20 protein-coding genes and 1 pseudogene are annotated in these 24,150 nt (G+C 38.2%); 3 read left to right on the top strand and 18 right to left on the bottom strand.

The features are described 5' to 3' along the window. Nucleotides 1-26 precede the first annotated feature (26 nt). The 5 genes from alr to O7C57_RS11100 form a co-directional block, all read right to left on the bottom strand. Complete coding sequence (gene alr / locus O7C57_RS11080; RefSeq protein WP_154623012.1) at nucleotides 27-1,250, bottom strand: alanine racemase; 1,224 nt, start codon at nucleotides 1,248-1,250, stop codon at nucleotides 27-29. 469 nt (nucleotides 1,251-1,719) lie between these two features. Continuing rightward, nucleotides 1,720-1,956: a hypothetical protein gene (locus tag O7C57_RS11085; protein ID WP_141173389.1), complete on the bottom strand. Its 237-nt coding sequence runs from the start codon at nucleotides 1,954-1,956 to the stop codon at nucleotides 1,720-1,722. A gap of 2 nt (nucleotides 1,957-1,958) precedes the next feature. Further along, a complete protein-coding gene (locus O7C57_RS11090; RefSeq protein ID WP_269723154.1) occupies nucleotides 1,959-2,270 on the bottom strand; it encodes a hypothetical protein in 312 nt (103 codons plus the stop codon). Between the two features lie 82 nt (nucleotides 2,271-2,352). Then, entirely contained in the window at nucleotides 2,353-3,141 is a 789-nt protein-coding gene (locus tag O7C57_RS11095) for a phospholipase D family protein (RefSeq protein ID WP_269723155.1), read from the bottom strand. Nucleotides 3,142-3,192: 51 nt separating this feature from the next. Beyond that, nucleotides 3,193-3,441: an ogr/Delta-like zinc finger family protein gene (locus O7C57_RS11100; protein WP_071599652.1), complete on the bottom strand. Its 249-nt coding sequence runs from the start codon at nucleotides 3,439-3,441 to the stop codon at nucleotides 3,193-3,195. 80 nt (nucleotides 3,442-3,521) lie between these two features. Here O7C57_RS11100 and O7C57_RS11105 point away from each other — a divergent pair, with 80 nt between their 5' ends. Then, nucleotides 3,522-4,886 (top strand): hypothetical protein, encoded by a 1,365-nt coding sequence (locus O7C57_RS11105; RefSeq protein ID WP_269723156.1) that lies wholly within the window; start codon nucleotides 3,522-3,524, stop codon nucleotides 4,884-4,886. Here the strand turns inward: O7C57_RS11105 and O7C57_RS11110 are convergent. From O7C57_RS11110 to O7C57_RS11145, 8 genes and pseudogenes are all read right to left on the bottom strand, one after another. Beyond that, nucleotides 4,864-5,301, bottom strand: a pseudogene (locus O7C57_RS11110) (phage late control D family protein); the annotation flags it as partial. The gene O7C57_RS11105 and the pseudogene O7C57_RS11110 sit on opposite strands and share 23 nt — an antisense overlap. 169 nt (nucleotides 5,302-5,470) lie before the next feature. After that, complete coding sequence (locus O7C57_RS11115; protein WP_269723157.1) at nucleotides 5,471-6,520, bottom strand: HNH endonuclease; 1,050 nt, start codon at nucleotides 6,518-6,520, stop codon at nucleotides 5,471-5,473. 241 nt (nucleotides 6,521-6,761) lie between these two features. Then, nucleotides 6,762-8,342 carry an alkyl hydroperoxide reductase subunit F gene (gene ahpF / locus O7C57_RS11120; RefSeq protein WP_196713079.1) on the bottom strand — a complete coding sequence of 527 codons (1,581 nt, stop codon included), beginning with the start codon at nucleotides 8,340-8,342 and terminating at the stop codon, nucleotides 6,762-6,764. A gap of 79 nt (nucleotides 8,343-8,421) precedes the next feature. After that, the gene (gene ahpC / locus O7C57_RS11125; RefSeq protein ID WP_154623842.1) at nucleotides 8,422-8,985 is read right to left on the bottom strand and encodes an alkyl hydroperoxide reductase subunit C; all 564 of its coding nucleotides are present in this window, start codon (nucleotides 8,983-8,985) and stop codon (nucleotides 8,422-8,424) included. Between the two features lie 183 nt (nucleotides 8,986-9,168). Then, entirely contained in the window at nucleotides 9,169-10,293 is a 1,125-nt protein-coding gene (locus O7C57_RS11130; RefSeq protein ID WP_163863591.1) for an ABC transporter permease, read from the bottom strand. Between the two features lie 6 nt (nucleotides 10,294-10,299). Further along, nucleotides 10,300-13,056, bottom strand: coding sequence for a ribosome-associated ATPase/putative transporter RbbA (gene rbbA, locus O7C57_RS11135; protein ID WP_163861817.1), 2,757 nt, complete (start codon nucleotides 13,054-13,056; stop codon nucleotides 10,300-10,302). Next, nucleotides 13,053-14,123, bottom strand: a complete 1,071-nt coding sequence (locus O7C57_RS11140) for an HlyD family secretion protein (protein WP_154635604.1) — start codon at nucleotides 14,121-14,123, stop codon at nucleotides 13,053-13,055. Before O7C57_RS11140 ends, rbbA begins: the two co-directional genes overlap by 4 nt. Nucleotides 14,124-14,498: 375 nt before the next feature. Further along, complete coding sequence (locus O7C57_RS11145) at nucleotides 14,499-14,975, bottom strand: GNAT family N-acetyltransferase (RefSeq protein WP_154635603.1); 477 nt, start codon at nucleotides 14,973-14,975, stop codon at nucleotides 14,499-14,501. A gap of 392 nt (nucleotides 14,976-15,367) precedes the next feature. Here O7C57_RS11145 and O7C57_RS11150 point away from each other — a divergent pair, with 392 nt between their 5' ends. Then, nucleotides 15,368-17,113, top strand: a complete 1,746-nt coding sequence (locus tag O7C57_RS11150; RefSeq protein WP_269723158.1) for an ABC-F family ATP-binding cassette domain-containing protein — start codon at nucleotides 15,368-15,370, stop codon at nucleotides 17,111-17,113. Nucleotides 17,114-17,331: 218 nt separating this feature from the next. Here the strand turns inward: O7C57_RS11150 and O7C57_RS11155 are convergent, their stop codons facing one another. The 5 genes from O7C57_RS11155 to O7C57_RS11175 all read right to left on the bottom strand — a co-directional run bounded on the left by O7C57_RS11155 (nucleotide 17,332) and on the right by O7C57_RS11175 (nucleotide 22,954). Next, complete coding sequence (locus O7C57_RS11155) at nucleotides 17,332-17,529, bottom strand: DEAD/DEAH box helicase (RefSeq protein WP_154622332.1); 198 nt, start codon at nucleotides 17,527-17,529, stop codon at nucleotides 17,332-17,334. Beyond that, nucleotides 17,522-18,073, bottom strand: a complete 552-nt coding sequence (locus O7C57_RS11160; RefSeq protein ID WP_154622331.1) for a PadR family transcriptional regulator — start codon at nucleotides 18,071-18,073, stop codon at nucleotides 17,522-17,524. Before O7C57_RS11160 ends, O7C57_RS11155 begins: the two co-directional genes overlap by 8 nt. Before the next feature lie 295 nt (nucleotides 18,074-18,368). Next, nucleotides 18,369-19,517 carry a tyrosine transporter TyrP gene (gene tyrP, locus O7C57_RS11165; protein WP_249998782.1) on the bottom strand — a complete coding sequence of 383 codons (1,149 nt, stop codon included), beginning with the start codon at nucleotides 19,515-19,517 and terminating at the stop codon, nucleotides 18,369-18,371. Nucleotides 19,518-19,599: 82 nt separating this feature from the next. Further along, nucleotides 19,600-21,540 carry a pyridoxal phosphate-dependent decarboxylase family protein gene (locus O7C57_RS11170; protein WP_154622329.1) on the bottom strand — a complete coding sequence of 647 codons (1,941 nt, stop codon included), beginning with the start codon at nucleotides 21,538-21,540 and terminating at the stop codon, nucleotides 19,600-19,602. Between the two features lie 403 nt (nucleotides 21,541-21,943). After that, nucleotides 21,944-22,954 carry an NAD(P)H-quinone oxidoreductase gene (locus O7C57_RS11175; RefSeq protein WP_154623450.1) on the bottom strand — a complete coding sequence of 337 codons (1,011 nt, stop codon included), beginning with the start codon at nucleotides 22,952-22,954 and terminating at the stop codon, nucleotides 21,944-21,946. Between the two features lie 341 nt (nucleotides 22,955-23,295). Here O7C57_RS11175 and O7C57_RS11180 point away from each other — a divergent pair, with 341 nt between their 5' ends. Then, nucleotides 23,296-24,054, top strand: coding sequence for an FNR family transcription factor (locus O7C57_RS11180; protein ID WP_154622337.1), 759 nt, complete (start codon nucleotides 23,296-23,298; stop codon nucleotides 24,052-24,054). The last annotated feature ends 96 nt before the right edge of the window (nucleotides 24,055-24,150 follow it).

The following is a 24,150-nucleotide window of genomic DNA, read 5'->3' on the forward strand; positions in this document are numbered from 1 at the left end:
AGCCAAAATTGGCTGCCCTTTGGCTATCAATCAACTAATATACGTTGATTCGTAGCCCCCCACAGAATTGACATTTCAGTAAATAATGCACCACTGATATCTTCAATTTGTTCTGCTGTGACTTCAGCATTGCCCTGTTTGCCAAAAAAGACGACTTCATCACCTGGTTTAACTTGCTTTAAATCAGTTACATCAACCATTACTGTATTCATTGATGTCTTGCCTAAGACTGGTACACGCTGACCACCGATCAAAGCATAACCTGCATTACTAAACACTCGACGATAACCATCTGCATAACCAACCGGTATGTTCGCTAATACAGAATCACGTTTTAGCGTATGAGTGCGGTCATAACCCACGGTATTCCCTTTAGGATAATGATTTACAGAAGCAATATTTGACTTAAACGTCATCACTCTCTTGTATTCGTCAGTAGCAATAGTGTCACCATAAAAAATACCACCTACACGCACCATATCTAGCCATGATTCAGGTACTGTAATGGTTGCAAATGTATTCGCAACGTGCAATGTTACATCTTTACGATCTAATCCTGTCATCTCCAATACCTTCTGAGATTGCTGATTAAAACGCGCTAAATCTTTTTTAATTTGCAGAGCATCTTCTTCTGGATAATGTGACATGATCCCAACAATTTTTAATTGAGGTAGTTGAGAAATCAGTTTTGCTTCATTTAATCCAGCCGCATTAGCCACTTCCAGACCATTACGCGACATTCCACCCGAATTTAGCGCTAAATGAATACGTACTGTCTTTCCTTGTTTTTGAGCAATCGCATTAAGACGTTGGGCCATATCAAGGTTACCAATTAACTCTTCAACATCATATTGCGTTGCTTGCTGCATCTCTTGTTCAGTGGCATTACGTACTCGCATTAATCGACCTTTAAAGCCGAGATCTCTGACCATTTTTAATTCTTGGTTATTTGTTACACCAATGCACTGAATATTATTTTCGATCATAATAGGTGTAACTAAAGAGAGATCGTGCCCATAGGCATCCCCTTTCAGGACCGCACATAACGAAGACTTATCGCCAAGCAAATTTTGCACTTTTTTAATATTAAACTCTAATGCACTACGTGATATTTCTATCCATGCATTATTCACCGCGATTGGCTGTACCTGCGCACTTTCTGATGCAACAGCTTTCATGTTAGCTGGCTGCTGACAACCCGCAACGACAAGTAGAGGTAATAACGCAAGATACCGAAGCTTGAAAGACATCAAATTTACCCTTAAGAAAGATTTCAATAACCCTTGAATCATTTGCATGATTAATCAAGACGATAACATGTGATAACTATTTGTTTGGTTAAATAATAATTAATACATTATTTATCACATAAAACATATATAGAGGTTATTACCATTCGTGACAAATCTTTCTTAGCGACTCAGAGGATTTACAGTAAATTGAAAGGGAATCAGTCCATGAACTGCATAAATTTGCAATAATTCAGCATAAAAAAAGGCACTCGCCCCCGAGTGCCTTTGGGTACAACCTACTGAATTGGTATGATTTACACCTCTTCAGCGGTTCTGGTACTTGTACGGATGAGGTAATCAAAGGCGCTAAGTGCGGCGTTCTAAAAGTGAGTTAAATAATTGATTTAAATGGATTTAGTCAATGGTTGATGTCCACATATTGACCACACTTATAAAGTCTCTTTTGATGAGAGGCTTTTTATTTTGCTTATTTTTCAATGGGTGGGAGGAGTTTTTTAGCTTGCTCAATCAAAGTTTCAATTACCTCAAGAGGAATGTTCGGCTCAAAACAAGTTAATGTAAATTGGAGGGTAACATCCGAGTAAAAGACTTCAGCGAGTTGTAATATTGGGTTAGTATTTGCAACAGTTAATTCAAGGAACATGCCATCCCTAACTATGTCGCTTCCTCTTGATAATTCGTATTCAGTATTATCATTGAACATAATTATTTTTCTTTATAAAATAGAACATCGAGCATCGCTACTCGGCCTTGCCATGCACTTCGTTCAATTCCTGAGGATGGCCATTCAGAGTTCCACCAAGGAGTATCCATGATTCTTTCAATAATCAAATCCCAATATTCCTCATAATTTAAGTTACGCTTAGATAAACAGAACTCTTCTGCAAGCCCTTTTTTATTCTGTTCATTATAACAAATAAACTGGTCAAGTCGTTTCATAGATAATAGCCGTGTGGCAATACCAACGCCATCCCGCCCTTCAGGAAACGCTCGCTTAAACAATTCAACATATTCCAAGTAAGAATCTCTCGTTATCGTTCCACTTAACGATATTTCATCTAGTGCATTAGATATATTTATGTTATTTGAATTAATGGCATTATAATATTTCCCAGCCCCGATCATGGAACCAAACCAAGCCCAATTTTTTTATTTCTTCACTTCTAAGCCTTGCTATACCACATCTGACACCTACATCCATATTTGAGAAATGTACATTCCCCTCAAAATAATAATTTATTTTTTTTAACAAATTTATTCGGTCTTTAAACCCATGATATGGATCATTTTGTATTTCTTTATATAGCTCATTCCAATCCATTGTTAATACTTTACTATGTAATATATTAGTATTTTTACTTTTATTATAGACTTCTGCAATTTTCATTAAGGATCGTGATCTAACATTCCAGATATTTCTATATCTCTTCGCCTCATTTACAGTAATACTTTGGGCATTTTTTTCATAATTACTTATTAGACCAACAAAATATTCAAGCTCATAATTCGAATCGTCTTGCTGGATTAATACACATAATTCTGTATTTTTTTCCATGGCGCCATATGTAAAATTCGCACTACCGATAACTACGCTCCAATCATATTCATCATTCCAAAAAAGATATATTTTAGGGTGGAAAACTCCATTAGGCTGTAAGATGAATTTAACCTTTTTAGACATACAAAAATCATCTAAAACATCCGGATGCGTTTGGTAAAAGTGAGTTCCAATGACACCTATTTTTATCTTATTTTTGTGGCTAAGAAGCAACTCATATAAATCCGTTTTTGACGTAGCCCATGCAACACCAAAAGAAATATACTTATAACATGAAATCATCCTTTTTAAATTAGATTTTAACTCCCTGTTTGTATTTAAAATTTTCAAAATTCAACATTCCTTATTATCTTAATCAAGTTATTAATATAATACTGTTTATCAAAACATCTCCATCTGTTTCTCTCCTCGATGTGATCTAGGTAGCTCATCTATCTGGATCTCAAAACCTTCTGGTAACTCTTGTGGAATTGTTTTTGTTAGATAGACCTCCACTGAGGTTATTGTCGTAAAAGAGCAGCCACACAGCATATTTTGACATTGGTGATAGCTTCTACGGGTTTCACTGCTCATGGATTTACTGGTTTTGGTATAGGTCACAGCGCCACACAGGGGACAATTGAACGCCATTTTTTAACCTTGGGTTTGGAGTATGCCTTAAGTTAGGTTAATCTATTCATCACAAAAATCAATTAAAAGGATTTTATTATATGTCTAAAGGTTCATATTCTTCTAAAATCACATTATTGATATCCGTATCTGTCCTTATATCACCCATAATATTATTTATTTATCTTAGTACACTGAATGCTCAAAATTTCTTTTCTTTTTTATTACAAGAGAGCTACTTATTCCCTTATCTGATATTTATTTCTATCGCTTGGTTTGTTTTTACGTTTATATTTTATAGTCTTCCATTTTTAACATTTAAATTTATTAATCTATCCATTGAAATAACCAATAATAATATAAAGCAAAACTTTAGATTATCTATTTGGAGTTATTTACTATCAATATGTATAAGTCCAATTGTAATATTTTCTATGATTTATTTAACGGTGGATCATCCCAAATATGTGACACCCATGGCATTCATGACATTTATAGTAATGGTACTACTAATATTACGATACAAGAACAATGTTAAAATCATAAAAATAAAATTAAATTTTTACAAAATTCTTTTATACAAAACTATTAGCATTTTATTTTTAACAATTGGTTTTATTATAGTTTATAGTTATTTTAGCGAGAAAAAATATCATTTAGCATCTGTGCCTTACTTTCTTTGCCTTTCATTTGTACTAACCGAAACTGTTTTTAATTTCAAAAAAGCCCAAAAAGCATTATTCAGTTTAGTGAAAAAGACCTTCCAAACAATAACAAAAATACCTTATTTCATGACACACCCTAATGAATTTAAAGATATTTTCAGAAGTAAAAAAGGCAACAACCGAATAACAAATCGTGATAGATTTATAATGCTATTATTGTTTTCACTGCTTATCATTCCTATGTCTATACTATCTATCTCTGCATTAGTAAATAACCTTAATGGTGAAATGCAATTAGAAGATGCTTTCATACCATTTGTTAGCTTGTGCCTTATCTTATATACAATTCCAAACGTGATACTTTTACTCCCAAACATTGGAATCATAAAAAAGACTGTTTGTCTATCACTGTATTTAATATTTTTATCTTTCACCACTAATATTCTTAACCTTCTGGCTTATAAAACCTTTGACTCCATACATTTCATTAATAAAAACAAAATCGAAATAACAGCAAAAAAATGGCATGATGCTGACACACCTATTCCTGCAACACTGAATAAAATTCAAATGACTGCTTTCAATGCATTTCAAACACCAACGCATTCTATCTTTTGTAACTATGATGATATTAAATCATTAACCACAAGAATTGAATTTGATTTCTTTAGACCTGAAAAAACTCCCCCTAAATGTATATTTGTCAACAATGACGATGTAAGTCTAGTTGAAAAGGATAAGTTTATAATATTAACAGAACCTCTAATGAGTTTACTCCTCATTCAATACCAACATCTTTGATCCTTATTTCTAACTCCAAACTTGTGATAAAGCCGTGACCATCGATTTGATGAACAACACGGCTAACCACCCACTGGTGACTATCAATAGTCGGTTTAAAGCCTGTCACAGTCACTGGCATTTCAGGGTAAAGGTCTGCGCGCCCCTCGGCCAAAGTGATATTAAATTCTGCTACGCCTCTTTGTAATTTTGACCACTTGGCCGCGGCGACACGTTTAGCGGATTGCTCGTTTTTAAAGGTTTGTCGCATCACAAAAACGTTACCCTCGGCACCCTCGATGTAATCACCCTCTTTTTTGCTCGATTTCTCTTTTTTAGGCTTTTGCTTGCGTTTAAGATTGGTTTTCTTTTGTTGCCCATGGTTCAAATCAAGCCAATAAGCTTGTACGCCGGTGTACGCTTGCCGGTCAGCTAATCAAAAATAATGCTTATCGCTATTTTAAAATATCTTTATTGATTACGATAGGTAATAATATACTAGACAATAAATACTATATTATTTTCAGTGAAGCTGATATTTATCAATAAGCACAGTTGTTATAACTGTACTTATTAGGCTCATTATGATAAAGAAAGCATAAAATCTATTTGTATTTTTTATATTTCTCTGCTAGTTTTAGCTTACAAGGCCTATCATCTTTATTTATAGGTAAGTTTATTTTTTTCCCTTGATAATTTTTATAATCATCAATCTGGGATAAATCATTACTTAATTCTACAGTATAATTTTCATTTATTTTTAATAATCCCAAATCGAATAAAGTATGAATATCTGCTCTTAGTAATATACCATTATTTATTGTATTTCCTTCCTGACCAACTTCGGAATAAGCTTGAATATGAGCAGCCTCAAGTATTTCTTGGAACTGGCAACCGGTTACTGCACATTTATTTTTATATGCCAATAATAGCTTTTCTCGGAACAGTCCCTGGCCTCGCCTTTGTAATATAGAACGCAAAACATACTCTTTAGATGGCATATCTAGGTTTTTATCGTTAGATGATTCCAGCCCTAGCTTAACTTTATCCGGAATATTATCAGGCAACGCTAATGCTGAAAATTCTAACGTGGTTGTTTTATTGTCTGGATTATAAACAATTTCTTTACTCTCTAATTTTTTTATAAAAAAACCAGCTATTTCCATTGAGTTTTTAATATGTTCTATTAAAAGTTTATCATCGTGATCTGTCGGTTTCTTCTTCACATAAAAAGATTCAGGATTGCAAAACACATTGTTGTATTGTGTATTTTTACCACCGCCATCAACATCTAAATCTAATTTGCTATTTTTGTTTTTTCTAATGACAATAGGTAAACCTTTAGGTGTAGTTTTAGACTCACCACACCCAATTACAGCACCTCTACCATATTTATCTATACAAATAGCAACGTAAATCCCATTGGACACCTTTTGAGCTTTTGGTAATAGACATACGTGCCAAACTACAGGGAAATTACCTACACCAGAAGATATTTTTATTGAAAACTGTGAACCATCTACAATACTTTCTAGTTCATTTTTTAATTTATTCAATAGAATCTTTGCTTTTTTAGCAAAATCAGAGCTGCTAACAATAGGATCAGGTATTGATGCTCTATATTGACAAATCTCATTCAAGATGCTGTATATCACTTATTCTTTCCCCATTAATTATTTCACTAATAGTAAATGAATAAATAATAATAACCTTTTTAATTAAATATTGTACTATTTAATTAATGTAAGTAGCATGAATCAACAGAATAAAACCCAGAAGATCCTTATTCTAATACTTATTAACAAGCACCATTGAAACCTTTATATGCAAATTACGCATAAAAAAAGGCACTCGCCCCCGAGTGCCTTTGGGTACAACCTACTGAATTGGTATGATTTAAACCTCTTCAGCGGTTCTGGTACTTGTGCGGATGAGGTAATCAAAGGCGCTAAGTGCGGCTTTCGCTCCCTCACCGGCTGAAATAATAATCTGCTTGTATGGCACAGTTGTACAGTCACCTGCTGCAAAAATACCTTTAATATTGGTTTCGCCACGCGCATTCACTTCAATTTCACCCATGCGGTTGCGTGCAACGGTATCCCCTAACCAATTGGTATTGGGTAATAAACCAATTTGAACAAATGCACCTGCAACTTCTAATAAATGAACGCTATCATTCGTCCGATCTTTATACTCAAGACCTGTCATTTTACTACCATCACCCTTAACTTCTAATGTCTGGGCATTAAGGATAATATCGACATTTTTCAGGCTACGTACTTTATCTTGTAATACTGAGTCTGCTTTCAGTTCAGGCGCAAATTCTAATACGGTCACATGTTCAACAAGACCGGCCAAATCAATAGCTGCTTCTATACCTGAGTTACCACCACCAATCACAGCAACACGTTTGCCTTTAAATAGTGGACCATCGCAATGTGGGCAGAAAGTCACGCCTTTCGTGCGATATTCTTGTTCACCCGGTACCCCCATATTGCGCCAGCGAGCGCCTGTCGCAATAATGATGCTGCGTGACTTCATCACGCCACCCGATGCCGTTTCAATTTGGTGTAAGCCACCTTCTTCCGCTGCTGGAATTAATTTGGTCACAGACTGACCATCAATAACATCGACACTATAGTCATCAACGTGGTTTTTCAGTGCTCCCGCGAATATCGCACCTTCTGTTTTAATCACAGAAATATAGTTTTCGATATCAACCGTATCCATCACTTGACCACCGAAGCGCTCACCTATCACACCAGTGCGAATACCTTTACGTGCGGTATAAATCGCAGCCGATGCACCAGCAGGACCACTACCAATAACCAATACATCAAATGGTTTGCGATCAGTTAATGCTTTAGCTGCACGCGCATCTGCATTACTGTCAACTTTATTCACTATCTCACTTAATGTCATACGGCCTTGACCAAATTCTTTCCCATTCAGGAAAACAGCCGGCACGCCCATCACATTGCGTTGTTCTATTTCATTTTGGAACAAAGCACCGTCAATGGCGGTATGAGTGACATTTGGGTTCAAAACTGCCATCAAGTTCAACGCTTGCACAACATCTGGGCAATTATGGCAAGATAATGAGTAATACGTCTCAAAGTGGAATTCCCCTTCAAGGGCTTTCACTTGATCTAATAATTCCTGTGCTTCTTTAGACGGGTGACCGCCAATTTGTAATAACGCAAGCACTAATGATGTAAATTCATGGCCCAATGGTGAACCAGCAAAACGCAACCCACTATCGACCCCTGGATTCGTAATTAAAAATGAGGGTATTCTTTGGCTAGCATCTTGGGTTTCACGAACAGTGATTTTGTCAGAAAGTGCAGCAATTTGATGTAACAGCTCTTTTATTTCGTTTGATTTATTGCCGCTATCTAAATTTGCAACTAACTCAACAGGTTTGGTTAATCTTTCTAAATAAGCCTTCAATTGCGCTTGCATATTGTTATCGAGCATATGATCCCCTTGGTCATAAAATCGGGTGCATAGCACCCGATAACATCAGTCTATTTTTGCTTTCGAGATAAAATTCGAATTAGATTTTACCAACTAGGTCTAAAGATGGAGACAGCGTTGCTTCACCTTCTTTCCATTTTGCAGGACATACTTCACCTGGGTGGCTTGCAACATACTGTGCTGCTTTAACTTTACGTAGCAAGTCAGACGCGTCACGACCAATACCTTCAGCTGTGATTTCGATAGCTTGAATGATACCTTGTGGGTCAACAACGAATGTACCACGGTCAGCTAGGCCTTCTGCTTCACGCATATTTTCAAAATTGCGAGTCAGCGCACCTGTTGGGTCACCAATCATGGTGTATTTAATTTTACGAATAGTATCTGAACTTTCGTGCCATGCTTTGTGAGTAAAATGGGTGTCTGTTGAAACAGAATAGATTTCAACGCCCATTTTTTGGAACTCTTCATAATGGTCAGCAATATCACCAAGCTCAGTTGGGCAAACGAAAGTAAAGTCAGCTGGATAGAAGAAGAAAACACTCCATTTTCCTGCTACGTCTTTTTCAGTGACTTCAATGAATTTACCGTCTTTAAATGCTTGGTTTTTAAATGGTTTGATTTGAGTATTAATTAAAGACATTTTCTATTCTCCTGTTTGGTTGCTTATTAAGTTACTGGTTTTCAGACTTTTTTTCCAATCAGTTAATACTATCGATTTGATAGGCAACACCTAATGATGGAATTAATATTAATAGATAATACATTACAACGCTTACTAAACAATTCAGCAAGCGTTTTTTGACAGTGTTGTAACAATAAAGCACTATGCCATCGTTGCTATCGTTTTACGAAAACGCAACAAGGCAAATGAAAAGAAGACAATACCTATAATTAACAACACGATAAACTGTGGCCACACAATCTGGAATCCTGCTCCACGATATAAAATCGCCTGGGCAAGGCTGACAAAGTGAGTTGTTGGCATTGTTAACATAATGTCTTGAACTAGCTGAGGCATACTTTCACGAGCCGTCATTCCTCCGGAAAGCATATTTAATGGTAATAACACAAGGATCATTAATAGCCCGAATTGAGGCATAGAACGTGCTAACGTTCCCATAAAAATACCGATTGATGTAGTCGCGAACAAACTAAGCGCCACACCGCCCATAAATAGCAAAATAGAGCCTTCTATCGGAACTTGTAATAATGTTTTCACCACCAGCAATAATGAAACACCAGAAGCGACAAGTACCACTAGCCCCATCGACCAAATTTTAGACAGCATAATTTCAAACGGTGTTAATGGCATAACCATTAAATGTTCAACGGTTCCATGCTCTCTCTCACGAATTAAAGCCGCGCCAGTAAGGACAATCGATAACATGGTGATGTTATTGATAATTGCCATTACTGAACCAAACCACGATTGAGTTAAGTTAGGGTTAAAACGCATACGAACTTCCAGATCAACTGGTAAGCTGGCATTACTACGATATTTAGCTAAGAATTCATTCACTTCACCTAATGTGATGTTTTGAATATAACTATTTCCCAAAAATGCTTGGCTCATACGCGTTGCATCGATATTAACTTGAATCTCCGGATGACGACCTGCGAGTACATCTCTTTGAAAATTTGGAGGAATATCTAAAGCAAAGGTATAGGTTCCTCTATCAAGCAGGCCATCAATCTGTTCCGGTGTTACATCCGCTGGAGGGTTAAAATAAGGTGCATAAAAACTATTGATAATGCGATTTGATAATTGTGATTTATCCTGATCAGCAATCGCTATTGGTGCATTATGCAATGACCCTGGTGTTACTGTTGCAGATGAGTAAATCGACACCGTAAAAGCAAAGACAATCAATGCTAACATCGCTTTATCTCGCCCTAAACTGCGAAGTTCTTTGACTCCCAAATGAAATATATTTAGTAACTTACGCATCATTGGTTAGGACTCCTGTTTTTTCAGGAAAATAACACTGAGGCCGATCACTATTGGAATAGTGATCAATAAAGGAATAAATGAAGCCTGTAAGTCAAACAAGTTCAGTCCTTTCGAGAAAGTCCCTCGTGTTATTGTCAAAAAATGAGATGTTGGATACACCATACCTACCCAGCGTCCAATACCTTCAAGCGATGATACAGGATCAATCATGCCTGAAAATTGTGTTGCGGGAATGAGCGTAATAATGGCAGTACCAAAGATAGCGGCAATTTGGCTCTTCATAAAACAGGAGATCAGCAACCCCATACCCGTTGCAATTGTTATATAAAGAAAAGCAGCCAGCGTTAAAGTGAGAAAACTGCCTTTAAAACTCACCCCAAAAACAAATACGCTCAATGCACATAACATCAGAAAGTTAAACATCCCCAATAAAATATAAGGGAGCTGTTTACCCAATAAAAATTCCAATTTGGTGATCGGGGTGACATAAAGATTAATCATCGACCCCAATTCTTTCTCACGTACGACACTCAACGCACTGAGCATAGCTGGGATCATCATCAGCAATAATGGAATCACTGCTGGGACAATCGCAGGTAAGCTTTTAACATCAGGGTTATAGCGATAACGGGTTTGAATATCGATAACTGGCATACCGACTACCCCAGCAGGTTGTTTGGCCGCCATCGTACTTAACCACGCTAAATGCATCGCCTGTACATACCCACGAACAGTCTCAGCACGGTTAGGCATAGCACCATCAACCCATACACCGATTTTCACTGAGTGCCCTTTTGCGATATCTCGTGCAAAATTGGGAGGAATTTCAATAGCCACAGAGACTTTGCCGCTACGTAACGCGGTTTCCAATTCATCGTAATCTTGAAGTGGAGGCTGTTCGATAAAGTAACGTGAGCCCGCAAGATTTAGCGTATAGCCTTGGCTTAATCCTGTTTGGTCACGGTCGAGTACTGAGAAACGTAAATTTTCCACGTCCATACTGATCCCATACCCCATAATAAACATCAGGATCACCGTACCAAGTAACGCCAGTGTCGAACGAACAGGGTCGCGTCTTAATTCCATGCCTTCGCGAATACTATAGCTAAACAATCGACGCAAACTAAAACGGCTTTTCAGTGCTTCATCAGCCTGTTTTTTAAGCTCAGGGTCAACATGAAATTCGGGTGCAGTATCCTTAGTTGCCCCCGCTTCCCCTACAGCATCTTGCAAGTAAGCAATAAAAGTTTCTTCCAGTGTTGTTAATTGACGTTTTTTAATAAGGTTAGCAGGCGTATCACAATCCAGAACTTTCCCTGCATGCATTAATGAAATACGGTCACAACGCTCCGCTTCATTCATAAAGTGAGTGGAAATAAAAATAGTGACACCGTCACGTCTAGACAGATCAACCATTAAATTCCAGAACATATCTCGAGCGACAGGGTCAACACCAGACGTCGGTTCATCAAGTATCAGCATTTCTGGACGATGAATAACAGCAACAGCGAGTGATAATCGCTGGCGAATACCCAGCGGTAAATCATCAGGCATTGTGTCTCGCACTTCATCTAAATCAAATCGCTGACACATTTCATCAATACGTTGCTGAATTTGCTCATCGGGAATATGGAATAATTTAGCGTGCAATACTAAGTTTTGTTCAACACTTAGTTCACTATAGAGAGAGAAAGCCTGTGACATATAGCCAACACGTTTACGTGTTTCAATGTCTTTCGGGTCAATCTCTTGCCCAAATAGCCACGCTTGCCCTTCACTTGCTTGTAGTAAGCCAGTCAACATTTTCATCGTCGTTGACTTACCACAACCGTTTGATCCTAAAAAGCCAAATATCTCACCTTTAGGGATTTTAAAGTTAACGTGGTCCACCGCAACAAATTGCCCAAAACGCATCGTTAAGTCTTGTGCTTCGATTGCGATGACATCGTCATCAGAGGTGTCACGAGGCGGAATCACAACCTTTTTATGGCCTTGACGCTTCTCTTCTGGCAATAACGCAATGAATGCGGCCTCAAGGTCATCGCATTGAGTTTGTGATTTCAGCTCAGTCGCGTGTCCTGTCGCCATGACTTTCCCATCATCCATTGCAACAAGCCAATCAAAACGCTCAGCTTCTTCCATATACGCTGTCGCGACTAACACACTCATATTCGTTTGTCGTTCACGAATACGTTCAATGAGATCCCAAAATTGCGCACGCGATAATGGGTCAACGCCAGTTGTCGGCTCATCAAGGATCAGTAAATCGGGGTCATGAATTAATGCACAGCACAGCCCTAACTTTTGTTTCATACCACCTGACAGTTTCCCTGCCGGTCGATCTTTAAAAGGAGCTAGCCCAGTACTTTCTAGTAGGTCATTAATACGGTATTGTCGCTCTTCTTTTGATTGACCAAATAGACGACCAAAAAAATCGACGTTTTCATAAACCGACAGAGTATGGTACAAGTTTTTCCCCAAACCTTGTGGCATATAAGCAATTTTGGGGCACACTTCTCGGCGATGCTCTTTGTCCGCCATGTCACCACCAAGTACCATCACTTTGCCTTGTTGGATCTCTCTTGCCCCAGCAATTAATGAAATTAAACTTGATTTTCCAACCCCATCAGGACCAATTAACCCAACCATTTTTCTAGCAGGAATTGATAAGGTAATGTCATCCAATGCACAATTATCACCGTAATGCTGGCTGACATGGCTTAAATCTACTATCACATCATCCATCAAATTATGGGTCATTGTGGTAATCTCACCTCTAGGTCAGTTGGCCATTGTGCATCCGCATCTAAACGTACATAAGCTTTACCAGGTAAGCCTGTTTTGACATATTCGAGATGTTTTTCCAGTAATTCTGGAGAAATTCGCGCACGAACACGGAACATTAATTTCAAACGTTCATTCTGTGTTTCAACGGTTTTTGGTGTGAATTGCGCGACACTTGCAACAAAAGTTGCTTTCGCGGGAATAACAATATTGGGAGCCGCGTCTAATACAATATGAACATCACTACCTAATGCAACTTTTCCGGCATCTTCAGTCGGTAAGAAGAAGGTCATATAGACATCACTGAGGTCAACCATATTCAATACTCTACCCCCAGCCCCTAATACTTCTCCCGGCTCAGCTACGCGATATTGAATACGTCCATTTCGTGGTGCTTTAAGTACACTATCATCTAAGTCAGCAATAATACGTCTTTCCGTTGCTGTCGCTGCATCAACACGCGTTTTAGCCTGTACAACACCCGCTTTTGCTGAATCAATAGCGGCTATTGAGGCGGCAACTTGTGCTTTAGCGGCTTGTAGTGCTGCTCTTGCCCCCTGAACCTGAGCGGTATCATCATCCACTTGTTGCTGAGAAACGGCTTTCGTTTTTACTAATGCACGAGAGCGATTAAGCCGTTTTTGGGCCGCATCAAGTTCTGCTTCTCGTTGACGAACAACAGCCTGCGCGGCTAATTTTTCACTTTCCCTCTGAACTAAGCCCGACTCAGCAGTTGATACATTACTAATTGCTTGGCGCAATTGCGCTTGCACTTCATGAAGCTGCTCTTGTAGCGCCCGAGTATCCATTTTGGCAAGAACTTGGCCTTCCTTGACAAAATCCCCTTCTCTCACAGTAATAGAATCTATACGCCCAGCCGTTTTCGTCGCGATATCAATTTCTGTTGCTTCAATACGACCGTTACTTTCCGCGAATCCAGCAGGTAGATTATTCGAATTCACGCTCCAATAATAAAAACCACCGGCAGCAATAATTAAAATAATAACAACATAAAATATGATCTTTTGTTTATTTATTTTCATACCATCCCTTCTTTTTTCTTTATGTGAAAGAAAATAGCTAATTTAAATTTCAGTATTACCCATGTTGTCTAATCACAGCAAAAAATAGTAAAACCAAGAAAATAAAAATGTTGATGGCTATTTTTATTTTAACATATTGACGCAACACTCCTTTTTGGACTTACTTATTTGTACATTCGCTATCCCTTTAATTTAATTCTATTTTATCCTTATTCGCCTTAAGTAAAATAGCACATATATCACAAAATACCATATTCAAAAATTAAAAAGACTTTCTTGGCACTTATTGCTTAAAATTTATTTAGCAACAAAAAAACAATGCTAACAATAAATCTTGCTAGCATTGTTTTGTTATAAAATTAACTTTTGATGTAATTAATTTATAAATTTAGCAATCGCTTTTTCATCCAGTCGATAGCGTACCCATTCATCTTGTGGTTCCGCTCCAATACTTTTATAAAAATCAATTGCAGGTTGATTCCAATCTAAAACACTCCATTCTAAACGCTGGCATTTTCTTTCACTGGCAATCATTGCGATATGTTTTAATAATTTTTTACCTGCACCTGCCCCGCGATAATCCGGAGAGACATATAAATCTTCTAAGTAGATACCATTATTCCCTAACCAAGTCGAATAACTGGAAAAAAAGACCGCATAACCCGCTGGTTTACCATCTACATAGCAAATTAAAGCCTCTGTATTTGAATTTTCACCAAATAATGAGTTTTCTATATCGGTAACTGAGGCTTTAACTTCATGACGTGCTTTTTCATATTCTGCTAGTTCGATGATCATTTCCAAAATCAAATTAGCATCTTTCATTGTGGCTGGTTTTATTTCTACATTCATTTTGGTGTTTCCTATATGTTTACGCTTTGATTTTACTCTAAAATTATTACTCACCACAGCCACTAACAGTTTTATTCATGACACTTTTAATGCCATTAGAATCATTTATAACAATACCTAAACATAATGCATCATTGTGATTGATTGATAATGGCTAGGCTTGTTATGATGACGACATTGTTCAACACTAGAAAAAAGGAGGCTTATTATGACGTTGTGTGATCTTATTGATTATTCACACTTCTTTGGTAATCGCCAAAGCTCAGGCTTTCACAGTGAAATACTGCGATAACCCTGCCTGAGCGAAGCTCCCAAAAGATATCTTCCTCAGCTTACTGGGTTGTCGTCCTGACTATACCCTGGCATTGTTATGCCTAAAATTTGAGTAAGCTATGAGCACATTATTATCTGTAAAATCATTAAACTATGATACTTCTACCACCTCTTTATTGAGTGACATTACCTTTACGCTACAACGCGGCGATCGCATTGGTCTTATTGGCCATAACGGCAGTGGCAAAAGTACATTATTGAAGCTTTTGACCGGCCAGTTATCGCCTAACAGTGGCAGCATTACTTATGCTAATCAGTGTATTACCGCTTATATTGAACAGCATCTGCCTGAAGAAGTCGCACAATTGTGTTTAATCGATGCAATCATGCAACAACTCCCAGTTGCAGAGCGTCTATCCGAACGTTGGCGAGCAGAAATTTTGCTGGCTGATTTAGGATTCACTGAGATGCAATGGACACAAAAAGCCAATCAAATTAGTGGCGGGCAGCATACTCGATTACTGTTAGGTAGAGCATTAATTCAGCAACCGGATCTCATGCTGTTGGATGAGCCAAGTAACCACCTTGATCTCCCCACACTGATTTGGTTAGGTAACTTTTTGCAACAGTGGAAAGGTAGCTTTGTTTTAGTCTCTCACGACCAGGATCTACTTGATAAAGTGACTAACTGCACATGGATATTGCGAGATAAAACGTTACATTTCTTCCGGCTTCCATGCTCATCTGCACGCCAGGCACTGAATCAAAAAGACCTTGCTGATGAAAAACGTCACCAAGCAGAACAAAAAGAGATCGATCGCATTGCAGTGAGTGCCAAACGTTTGGCTATATGGGGTCAAGTTTATGATAACGAAGACCTTTCTCGTAAAGCAAAGCAGATGGAAAAACATATTGATAGGCTTAAAGACGCCCAAACCGAGCTAACTGAGGGCTATCAATGGACATTGGCGCTAAATGGTAAATCAATCCCTGCGGATAGAGTGCTGGAATTAGATCATGCCAACATTAAGACTCCTGATGAGAAGTTGCTTTTCACTACAGGTTTTCATCAGGTCAAGAGTGGTGATCGTATTGCCATTATTGGTGCGAATGGTTGCGGTAAATCCACTTTATTACGTTTATTATGGCAACGTTTTAAAGCGGATGAGCGATACAGTGACCAATTAACGTTTCATCCATCTATCAATGCAGGTTATTACGACCAACAGCTTGAGCAACTCAATGATAATGACAGTTTATCTGATGCCTTACGACCTTTTGCTAGCTTAGTTGATGAACAACGCAAAATGGCATTAATTGGTGCAGGTTTTCCTTATGCACGCCACCAACAAAAAGTAGCCACACTGAGTGGGGGTGAACGAGCACGGTTGCTATTTATTGGCTTGAGTTTGGCTCAATATGAGCTGGTGATGCTAGATGAACCCACGAACCACCTTGATCTTGAAGGTAAGGAAGCACTGAGTGAGCAAATTGCACAATTTGCAGGCGCATTGCTCGTGGTTAGCCATGATAAATGGTTAATTGAAACAAGCTGCCAGCGTTTTTGGTATATCAATAATCATCGATTAGAAGAGTATCTTGACGTCGAGGAGGTTTACCAACAAATCGAACAACAATCACATTTGCAACATAACGACACGATGAACCAAAGAGCTGTTTCACCCGCGATAAATGAGACAGTCTCCCAATCGACCGCTTATGAAGATGAATTGTTGGAAAAGTTACTGTTACTTGAGGAAAAGCTGCAAGCTGACAAACAACGTAAGTTGGCCCATCAAAAGCCACAGCTCCAGCAACAATGGATGGATGAAATAGAAAAAATACAGGCACGACTCAACTTGTAATTAAAAATCCCCCAATAACGGGTTTATTGGGGGATTGAGAATACGAGGGAAACATCCCCTTATCACCGAATACCTTATAGTTTAAGGTAGGCTGTTTTTTATTTTCATGGCCTTTTCTGTTTAAAAAATCGGCGACATAACGCTGATTGTCGTCATTAAACGCAAAAAGTTATGCCATGAACAATAAATTGCTAAACTCCCCCTACCTAACTATTTTCTTATTTGGTACGTTGACGTTTAGCTCGTTTAAAATAGGATGTCGGCACTTTTGGGCACACAACCTCTTTAAATTTTTTATCTTGTACAACTTCCGTTTTTACTTCAGCGCCTTCGACACTTTCGCTCGATGGTGTCTTTACATTATCTTTCATATATGAAGACTCTTTTGCTTGAATAATATTATTCGTTTTAGCCATGTTCATTTTCCTCTGTTGTCAATACTGAGTTCACTTGCTCAATACGTTCAACAGCACTATTAATAATTTCAACAACACGAGTTGATTGTTCTTTAGTCAACTCCTGCAAAACAATTTTATGCCGCAACAAGGATTTAAACTTATCTACAGCGAGCTCAATTTCTTTGGCAAATTGATTGCCCGCTTTAAGCTCTTGCGCATAATTCAATTTCAGCTTTACCTCAGCTAAAATTTCGGTTTTCAGTAACAAGAAACATTTGCCTTCCGGTGTCAGTGAATAGCACTTCCGCCCTTTGCCCTGTTCTTTTTGTGCTGTGATAAACCCTAGCTCTTCCAATAACGTCAGTGTTGGATATATAACACCTGGACTAGGGCAATAAAACCCTGCGGTTTCATTTCCTATTTTCTTAATCAGCTCATAACCATAATTTGCCCCGTCAGCCAATAAATGGAGAATATAAATACGTAGCTGCTTTGGGTTAAACATACGGCTTAAACTTTTGCCATCACAAGCACACGACTCTGATTGCTGTTCACTGTTCATTCATATTCTCAGAGAGACTCTCTAAATTAAAAACCGATATATCTAATATCATAGTGTATTTTTCAAAGATTTCCAGTTTAGATATATCTGTTTTTTTGCATAAAATGCTAATGATAACCATTCTTATTTTGAATGATCGAAAAAGAGGGATTAATAAATGAATTTCTTGTTGATGCCTCAGTGGCGCTATTTTGAAAGGTTATATTCGTCACTCAGTGATAGGCGGGTTGACGTATGAAGCAAAGCCAATCACGAATAACTTGATTGGCTTTGTTTGTTTTAATGAAAATCGAAGTTAGCCCACATTTGGAATGATGTTAAATGCAATAGCGAATTGAACACCTATGACGACAATTCCACACAAGAAGACAATCACTAATGCTAATGCTCCACCTGTAACTTGATATTTGCGCTCATTTCTTAATCTTGATTTAAATGCTAAGGCACTTGGTAGTAACAAGGCTAGGATGGATAAAGCAATTGCCGCAAAGCCTAATGCCATAATAAACCCTTTTGGATAAAAGAGTGCAAAGACTAAAGGAGGCAAGAAAGTTAATAGCCCAGTTTGAATACGGCCCGACATATTATCTTGGCGTTTAAATAAATCGGCTAAGAAATCAAACAAGCCTAATGCAACACCGAGGAACGAAGTCGCAAGCGCTAGACTCATAAACATCTGAGCAATAAATTCTGTTCTCGCTGACATCACAACATTACGGATCGCATCTAATAGGCCATTTAGTCCTGAATTTTCTGCAAGTATTCCGACAAACGTCGTTGTGCTAATACTACCCAGAGTGGCAATTTGCCATAAAATATAGGCAATCAATGGGATGGCGCTACCGATAATAAAAATTATCCGAAGCTTTTTCACATCCCCACCCATGTATTTCACAATACTAGGTACACTGCCATGAAAGCCAAATGAAGTAAAAAATACAGGAATTGCAGAGAGAATTAATACTTGCTCTGTGGGTGCCGACAATAAGTTTTGCTGTTCAACATGCGGCAACATCAATGCGAGTATAATGACTAAAAAGACAATTTTAGCAGCAAACAAAATGCGGTTAATAAAATCAACAGAGGATGTACCAAAACACACTACACCTCCACCGATGATGGTAAAAATCACAATTCCCATCCAGTCCGCCATTTCAATGGATAAACTGCTTTTTAAGTTCGATGTGATGATTTCCCCTGCTCCACTCACATAGGCAGCTGTCAGCGCATACATGAGGAACATCATACTAAAGCCGGTAATAAACTTACCACCAGAACCTAAATAGCGTTGAGCTACGGAGCCTATACCTGTTTCCGACGACTCATGCTGATATACTTCAACTAACAATAACGCGGTGTAGCACATTAATGCCCAAAGAGCGAATAACATCACTAAGCTTACCATTGAGCCGTTGCCAGCTGCCGCTATCGGCATTGCCAGCATACCAGCACCAATCGTAGTACCTGCAACAATAAAAACACTACCAAGTGTGCGATTTTTCATATTGAGATCCTAGCTAAGAGTTTTATAGAGCTATTTTTTGTTTTGAATGTGTGAGTTTATTTTCTTCATCTATAAGCTGCTGTAACTTACCCTCAAAGATATTTCTTAGTTCTTCCCAAAAGGCAGTAAAATGCTGCTTGTCACGTAGGCAATGGGTCATAATCGCAGCTCTTAGTACATATAATGATTGCGTTTTATCCCATTCTTGGTCACTGAACCCCATTTCACGGCAAAAGTTTCGGGGATTATTACCATATTCTTCTGAAGTTAAAGATGTTGAGGAGGTTAAAAAGTTATTGGTATAAGAGCGACCCGCCGCATAAGAACATAACTCATATAACCGTTTATTGAGCTGATTTTGCCTTTCTAACGAGCTATTCCCAACTTCCTTAAACATAAAATTAACCATATGAAAATCAGGCGATGGCATAGCGACGATCTGAAATTCCCTATCTTCTATTTTGAATACGTCACAATGATTCATACTCTCAATCATCCAATTCGCCGTTGTTAGCCCCGCGGCGATGACCTTTCCGTAACCGAGAATATTGAGTGGTACTAAACGATGTGCAGCCCAAACCGCGGCTGCTGTTGCCCCCGCTTTTGAACCTTCCATAATTGAAGAGCCTAATAACACATTTTGTTGTTTGTCTGCTTTACGTCCTTTTTCAGCGACCTCTTCAAAAACATAGGCGGCATGGTAAGAAATAAGGTCAACAATACGTTTATCTTTCATGCAGATAGCACCTGCTGCATAAGGGATAAACCCGACCTTATGGGGATCAACAGTAATAGAATCGGCTTCTTGTAGTGCTTTGAAACTTTGATAGACATCTGGCTTAGGCCAAATGACATCTGAAGGAAAAATACCTTCGCTGTGATAGCGTTTAATCAGTGTGTCATATTCAATAAATTGATTATTTTCATCACGGAACATCGCGCATGCATATCCTGCATAGGCGGCATCAATATGGATATAAAACGAAACACCAAATCGAGCTTCACACTCACGACGTAACTCAATGAGTTCAGCGACATTATCGATAGCGCCGGTTTCAGTCGTTCCGACAACGGCAACAATCGCTAAAATAGGTTCGCCTCGCTCTATCAATGAAAACACTATCTGCCTCATCTGGTCGGTATCTGTGCGATAACTTCCATCCACAGGCAATTGCACAATATTTTGTTGCCCTAATCCTAAAATATCCATCGCTTTAAGCCATGAATAATGTTTAGATTGTGGTACTAATAACTTACCGAGTCTGCCTTGTTCTACGCCTTCACCACGGCACGTCATTTCCCTGACGTCTTCGAATAAACCACGTTTTTTTAATTCATCAATTAGGTCTAAAACAGCTGAAGTCTGCATATTTAATAACGCTTTCTCAGAGCTATCTTTAAGCAGCTGTTTGGCTTGAGGGTGCTTAGCTATTGCTAACGGTAACGTTTTAATATTTCTCGCTACCCATAAACCTTCATAGTTAGCGACAGTACCGCCAGAGGTAATATGCCCCCATGCACGATTAGGGTCATAACCGAACATTGCACACAGATCTGCCCCAGCTTCTAGCTCTAGCACGGTTGTGGTCGGCGACGACTCTTGTGCGCAGTTATTTGGGTTATACATCATCGCCATGACATACGCGAGATTAGAGATCATCAGCGTATCCGCATTCATATGGCCAAGATAACGAGGAGAAAACCAAGGAATTGATGTGGTTTTTAATTTAGAAGAGAGTTGATTTAAAATCCCTTCAGTCCGATATAGCGTATCTCTATATTCTGGTGCATATCGTTCGACGGTTGTGACATATTCAGGGTCTTCGGGATGGTATCCTGAGCGCCAGTGCATGTGTTCTGTTACTGCATATTCCATCATTTCTCTGAAAAAGACCGCGTTTTCAGATTTAGGCCCAAGAAATAAAGCATCCACATTCATTTTTGAGTTATTAAAATTTGTCATTATCACTACACCTTTAAATCATGCCCTCATTGAGAAGCATATTTAATTTAGGTAACTACTATCATTGGAAAGTGATATAACGGAATGCATGTCTCATGAAGACAACAATGTATTAATGACTTTGTTATCTTCATTATCATTTAGGAATTTTATTTGATAGACAAACCGTTAATGTGCCAACTTAGGTATAGATATAATCGATAATTATTAAAATATTAACAAACTCGTCTTTATTTCAATCGGATTTGTGCGCGGGAACAAAATTTCGAAATTTTATCAGCTGTAAAGAGATATTTACGCTAAAACAGCTTGAAAATGTAAAATATTTGTTATAGACGAGATCTGATGACAAGTCATGAGAAAGGCATAATCTCATGACTTGAATATGCCACGATAAATATAACTACTTATTAATTAAAACTATTTTCCCATAGAGATCACCAGACTCCATATAGCGATGAGCATCCGCTACGTGGTCTAACGAATACACTTTGTTAATAAAAGGTTTTAATTCACCTTTTTGCAACATCCCCCACACCTGCTGCTTTAAGTCAGTCGCTATGCTGATTTTTTCAGCGATTGTACGTGAGCGCATTGTCGAGCCAGTATGAATTAAACGTTTAACCATTAAAGGCATTAAGTTAAGGTTTTTTGGGTTACCTTGCATCATACCAATTTGTATAATGCGCCCGAATTTTGCGGCAACTTGATAATTTTTGCTGACATAGTCGCCACCAACTATATCAACGACCATATCAACCCCGCGAAGATTTGTATAATCAAGTGTTTGTTGTACAAAATCATCGTGTCGATAATTCACCACGCAATCGGCACCTAATCCTTTAGCAACCTCCACCTTTTCAGATGAACCTACGGTTGTAATGACTGTTGCGCCAAAAGCTTTTGCTAACATGATTGCGACGGAGCCAATTCCAGATGTTCCACCATGAATTAACACGGTTTCACCTTTCTTCAATTGACCGATTTGAAAAACATTAGCCCAAACAGTAAAAAAGTTTTCAGGGATAGCCGCCCCTTCAATAAAGGATAAGTTTCCTAGCGGCAATGCAATATCTTTATGAACCAAACAATACTCTGCGTAGCCGCCACCCGCGACTAGCGCGCAAATATTGTCACCCACCTGCCATTGTTCAACATTATTTGCTTTTGCAACAATCGTTCCGGCTATTTCAAGCCCCAAAATAGGGGATGCATCTGGCGGTGGAGGATAAGATCCCATACGTTGAAATATATCAGGCCGGTTAACTCCCGCCGCCTCAACCTTAACCAACAAATAGTCTTCAGATAAGGTTGGCAGCGGTTGGTCAATAAGCTGCAATTTTTCTGCGCCGCCATGTTCTGTAATATTTATCACTTTCATGGAAGTGGGAATATTTAATGGGCTATTTGCCATCTACAGCTCCTATGATATTTCAATGTTAAAACCGAATATTGCACTCTTGTTTAAATATTATAAATAATGTTAATTTTTAAAAGTCCCTAAATATAACTTTTAAATAGATATTAAATAGATAACCTATTTTATCTATAAAAAATATTTCACTTCATTTTTATTTAAGTTAAATAAATGATTTCATCACGTTATTGTTATTTATGCAAACCTAGCTGAACACCTTGTTTTTGTAAGAGTTTCTATTTACGATGACTCTGTTTTATATTTCTACTTACCAGTCGCGTTATCTTATGTTAAAATTGACTCATATCAATAATTTTAACTTGTATTGAGCATTTAATATGATCCCAGAAAAAAGAGTTGTTCGTCGCATCCAGTCTGGTGGTTGTGCTATTCATTGTCAGGATTGCAGTATTAGCCAACTGTGCATTCCCTTCACGCTGAATGAACATGAACTGGATCAACTTGATAATATCATTGAACGTAAAAAACCAATTCAAAAAGGCCAAGCACTTTTTAAAGCAGGTGATGAGTTACGTTCTTTATATGCTATTCGCTCAGGCACAATCAAAAGCTATACCATCACTGAAGAAGGTGATGAGCAAATTACCGGTTTCCATCTTGCCGGTGACCTTGTAGGTTTTGATGCTATCATTCATACACAGCACCCAAGTTTTGCACAAGCACTTGAAACATCAATGGTTTGTGAAATTCCGTTTGAAACACTTGATGACCTGTCAGGTAAAATGCCAAACCTGCGTCAACAAATCATGCGTTTAATGAGTGGAGAAATAAAAGGTGATCAGGAAATGATCCTTTTATTATCTAAGAAAAATGCAGAAGAGCGTTTAGCTGCATTTATTCTTAACTTATCGCATCGCTTTGCAGAGCGCGGTTTTTCACCTAGAGAATTCCGCCTCACAATGACACGCGGTGATATTGGTAACTATTTAGGCCTTACCGTCGAGACCATTAGCCGACTTTTAGGACGTTTCCAAAAAAGCGGTATGTTAAGTGTTAAAGGTAAATATATTACTATCGAAGATATGGAAAAACTGACTGATATAGCTGGTAAAATTTCCACTGTCTCCTGCTCATAATTCTAGCTGGGTCACAATATCTATTTTGTGACCCACCATGATTATTTTTCATCAAATCTTGCCTATTTCTCCTCAATACCTTAGTTTATCTTTAGT

The sequence above is a fragment of the Providencia sp. 21OH12SH02B-Prov genome (assembly GCF_027362595.1).
GTDB classification, from domain to species: Bacteria; Pseudomonadota; Gammaproteobacteria; order Enterobacterales; family Enterobacteriaceae; genus Providencia; species Providencia zhejiangensis.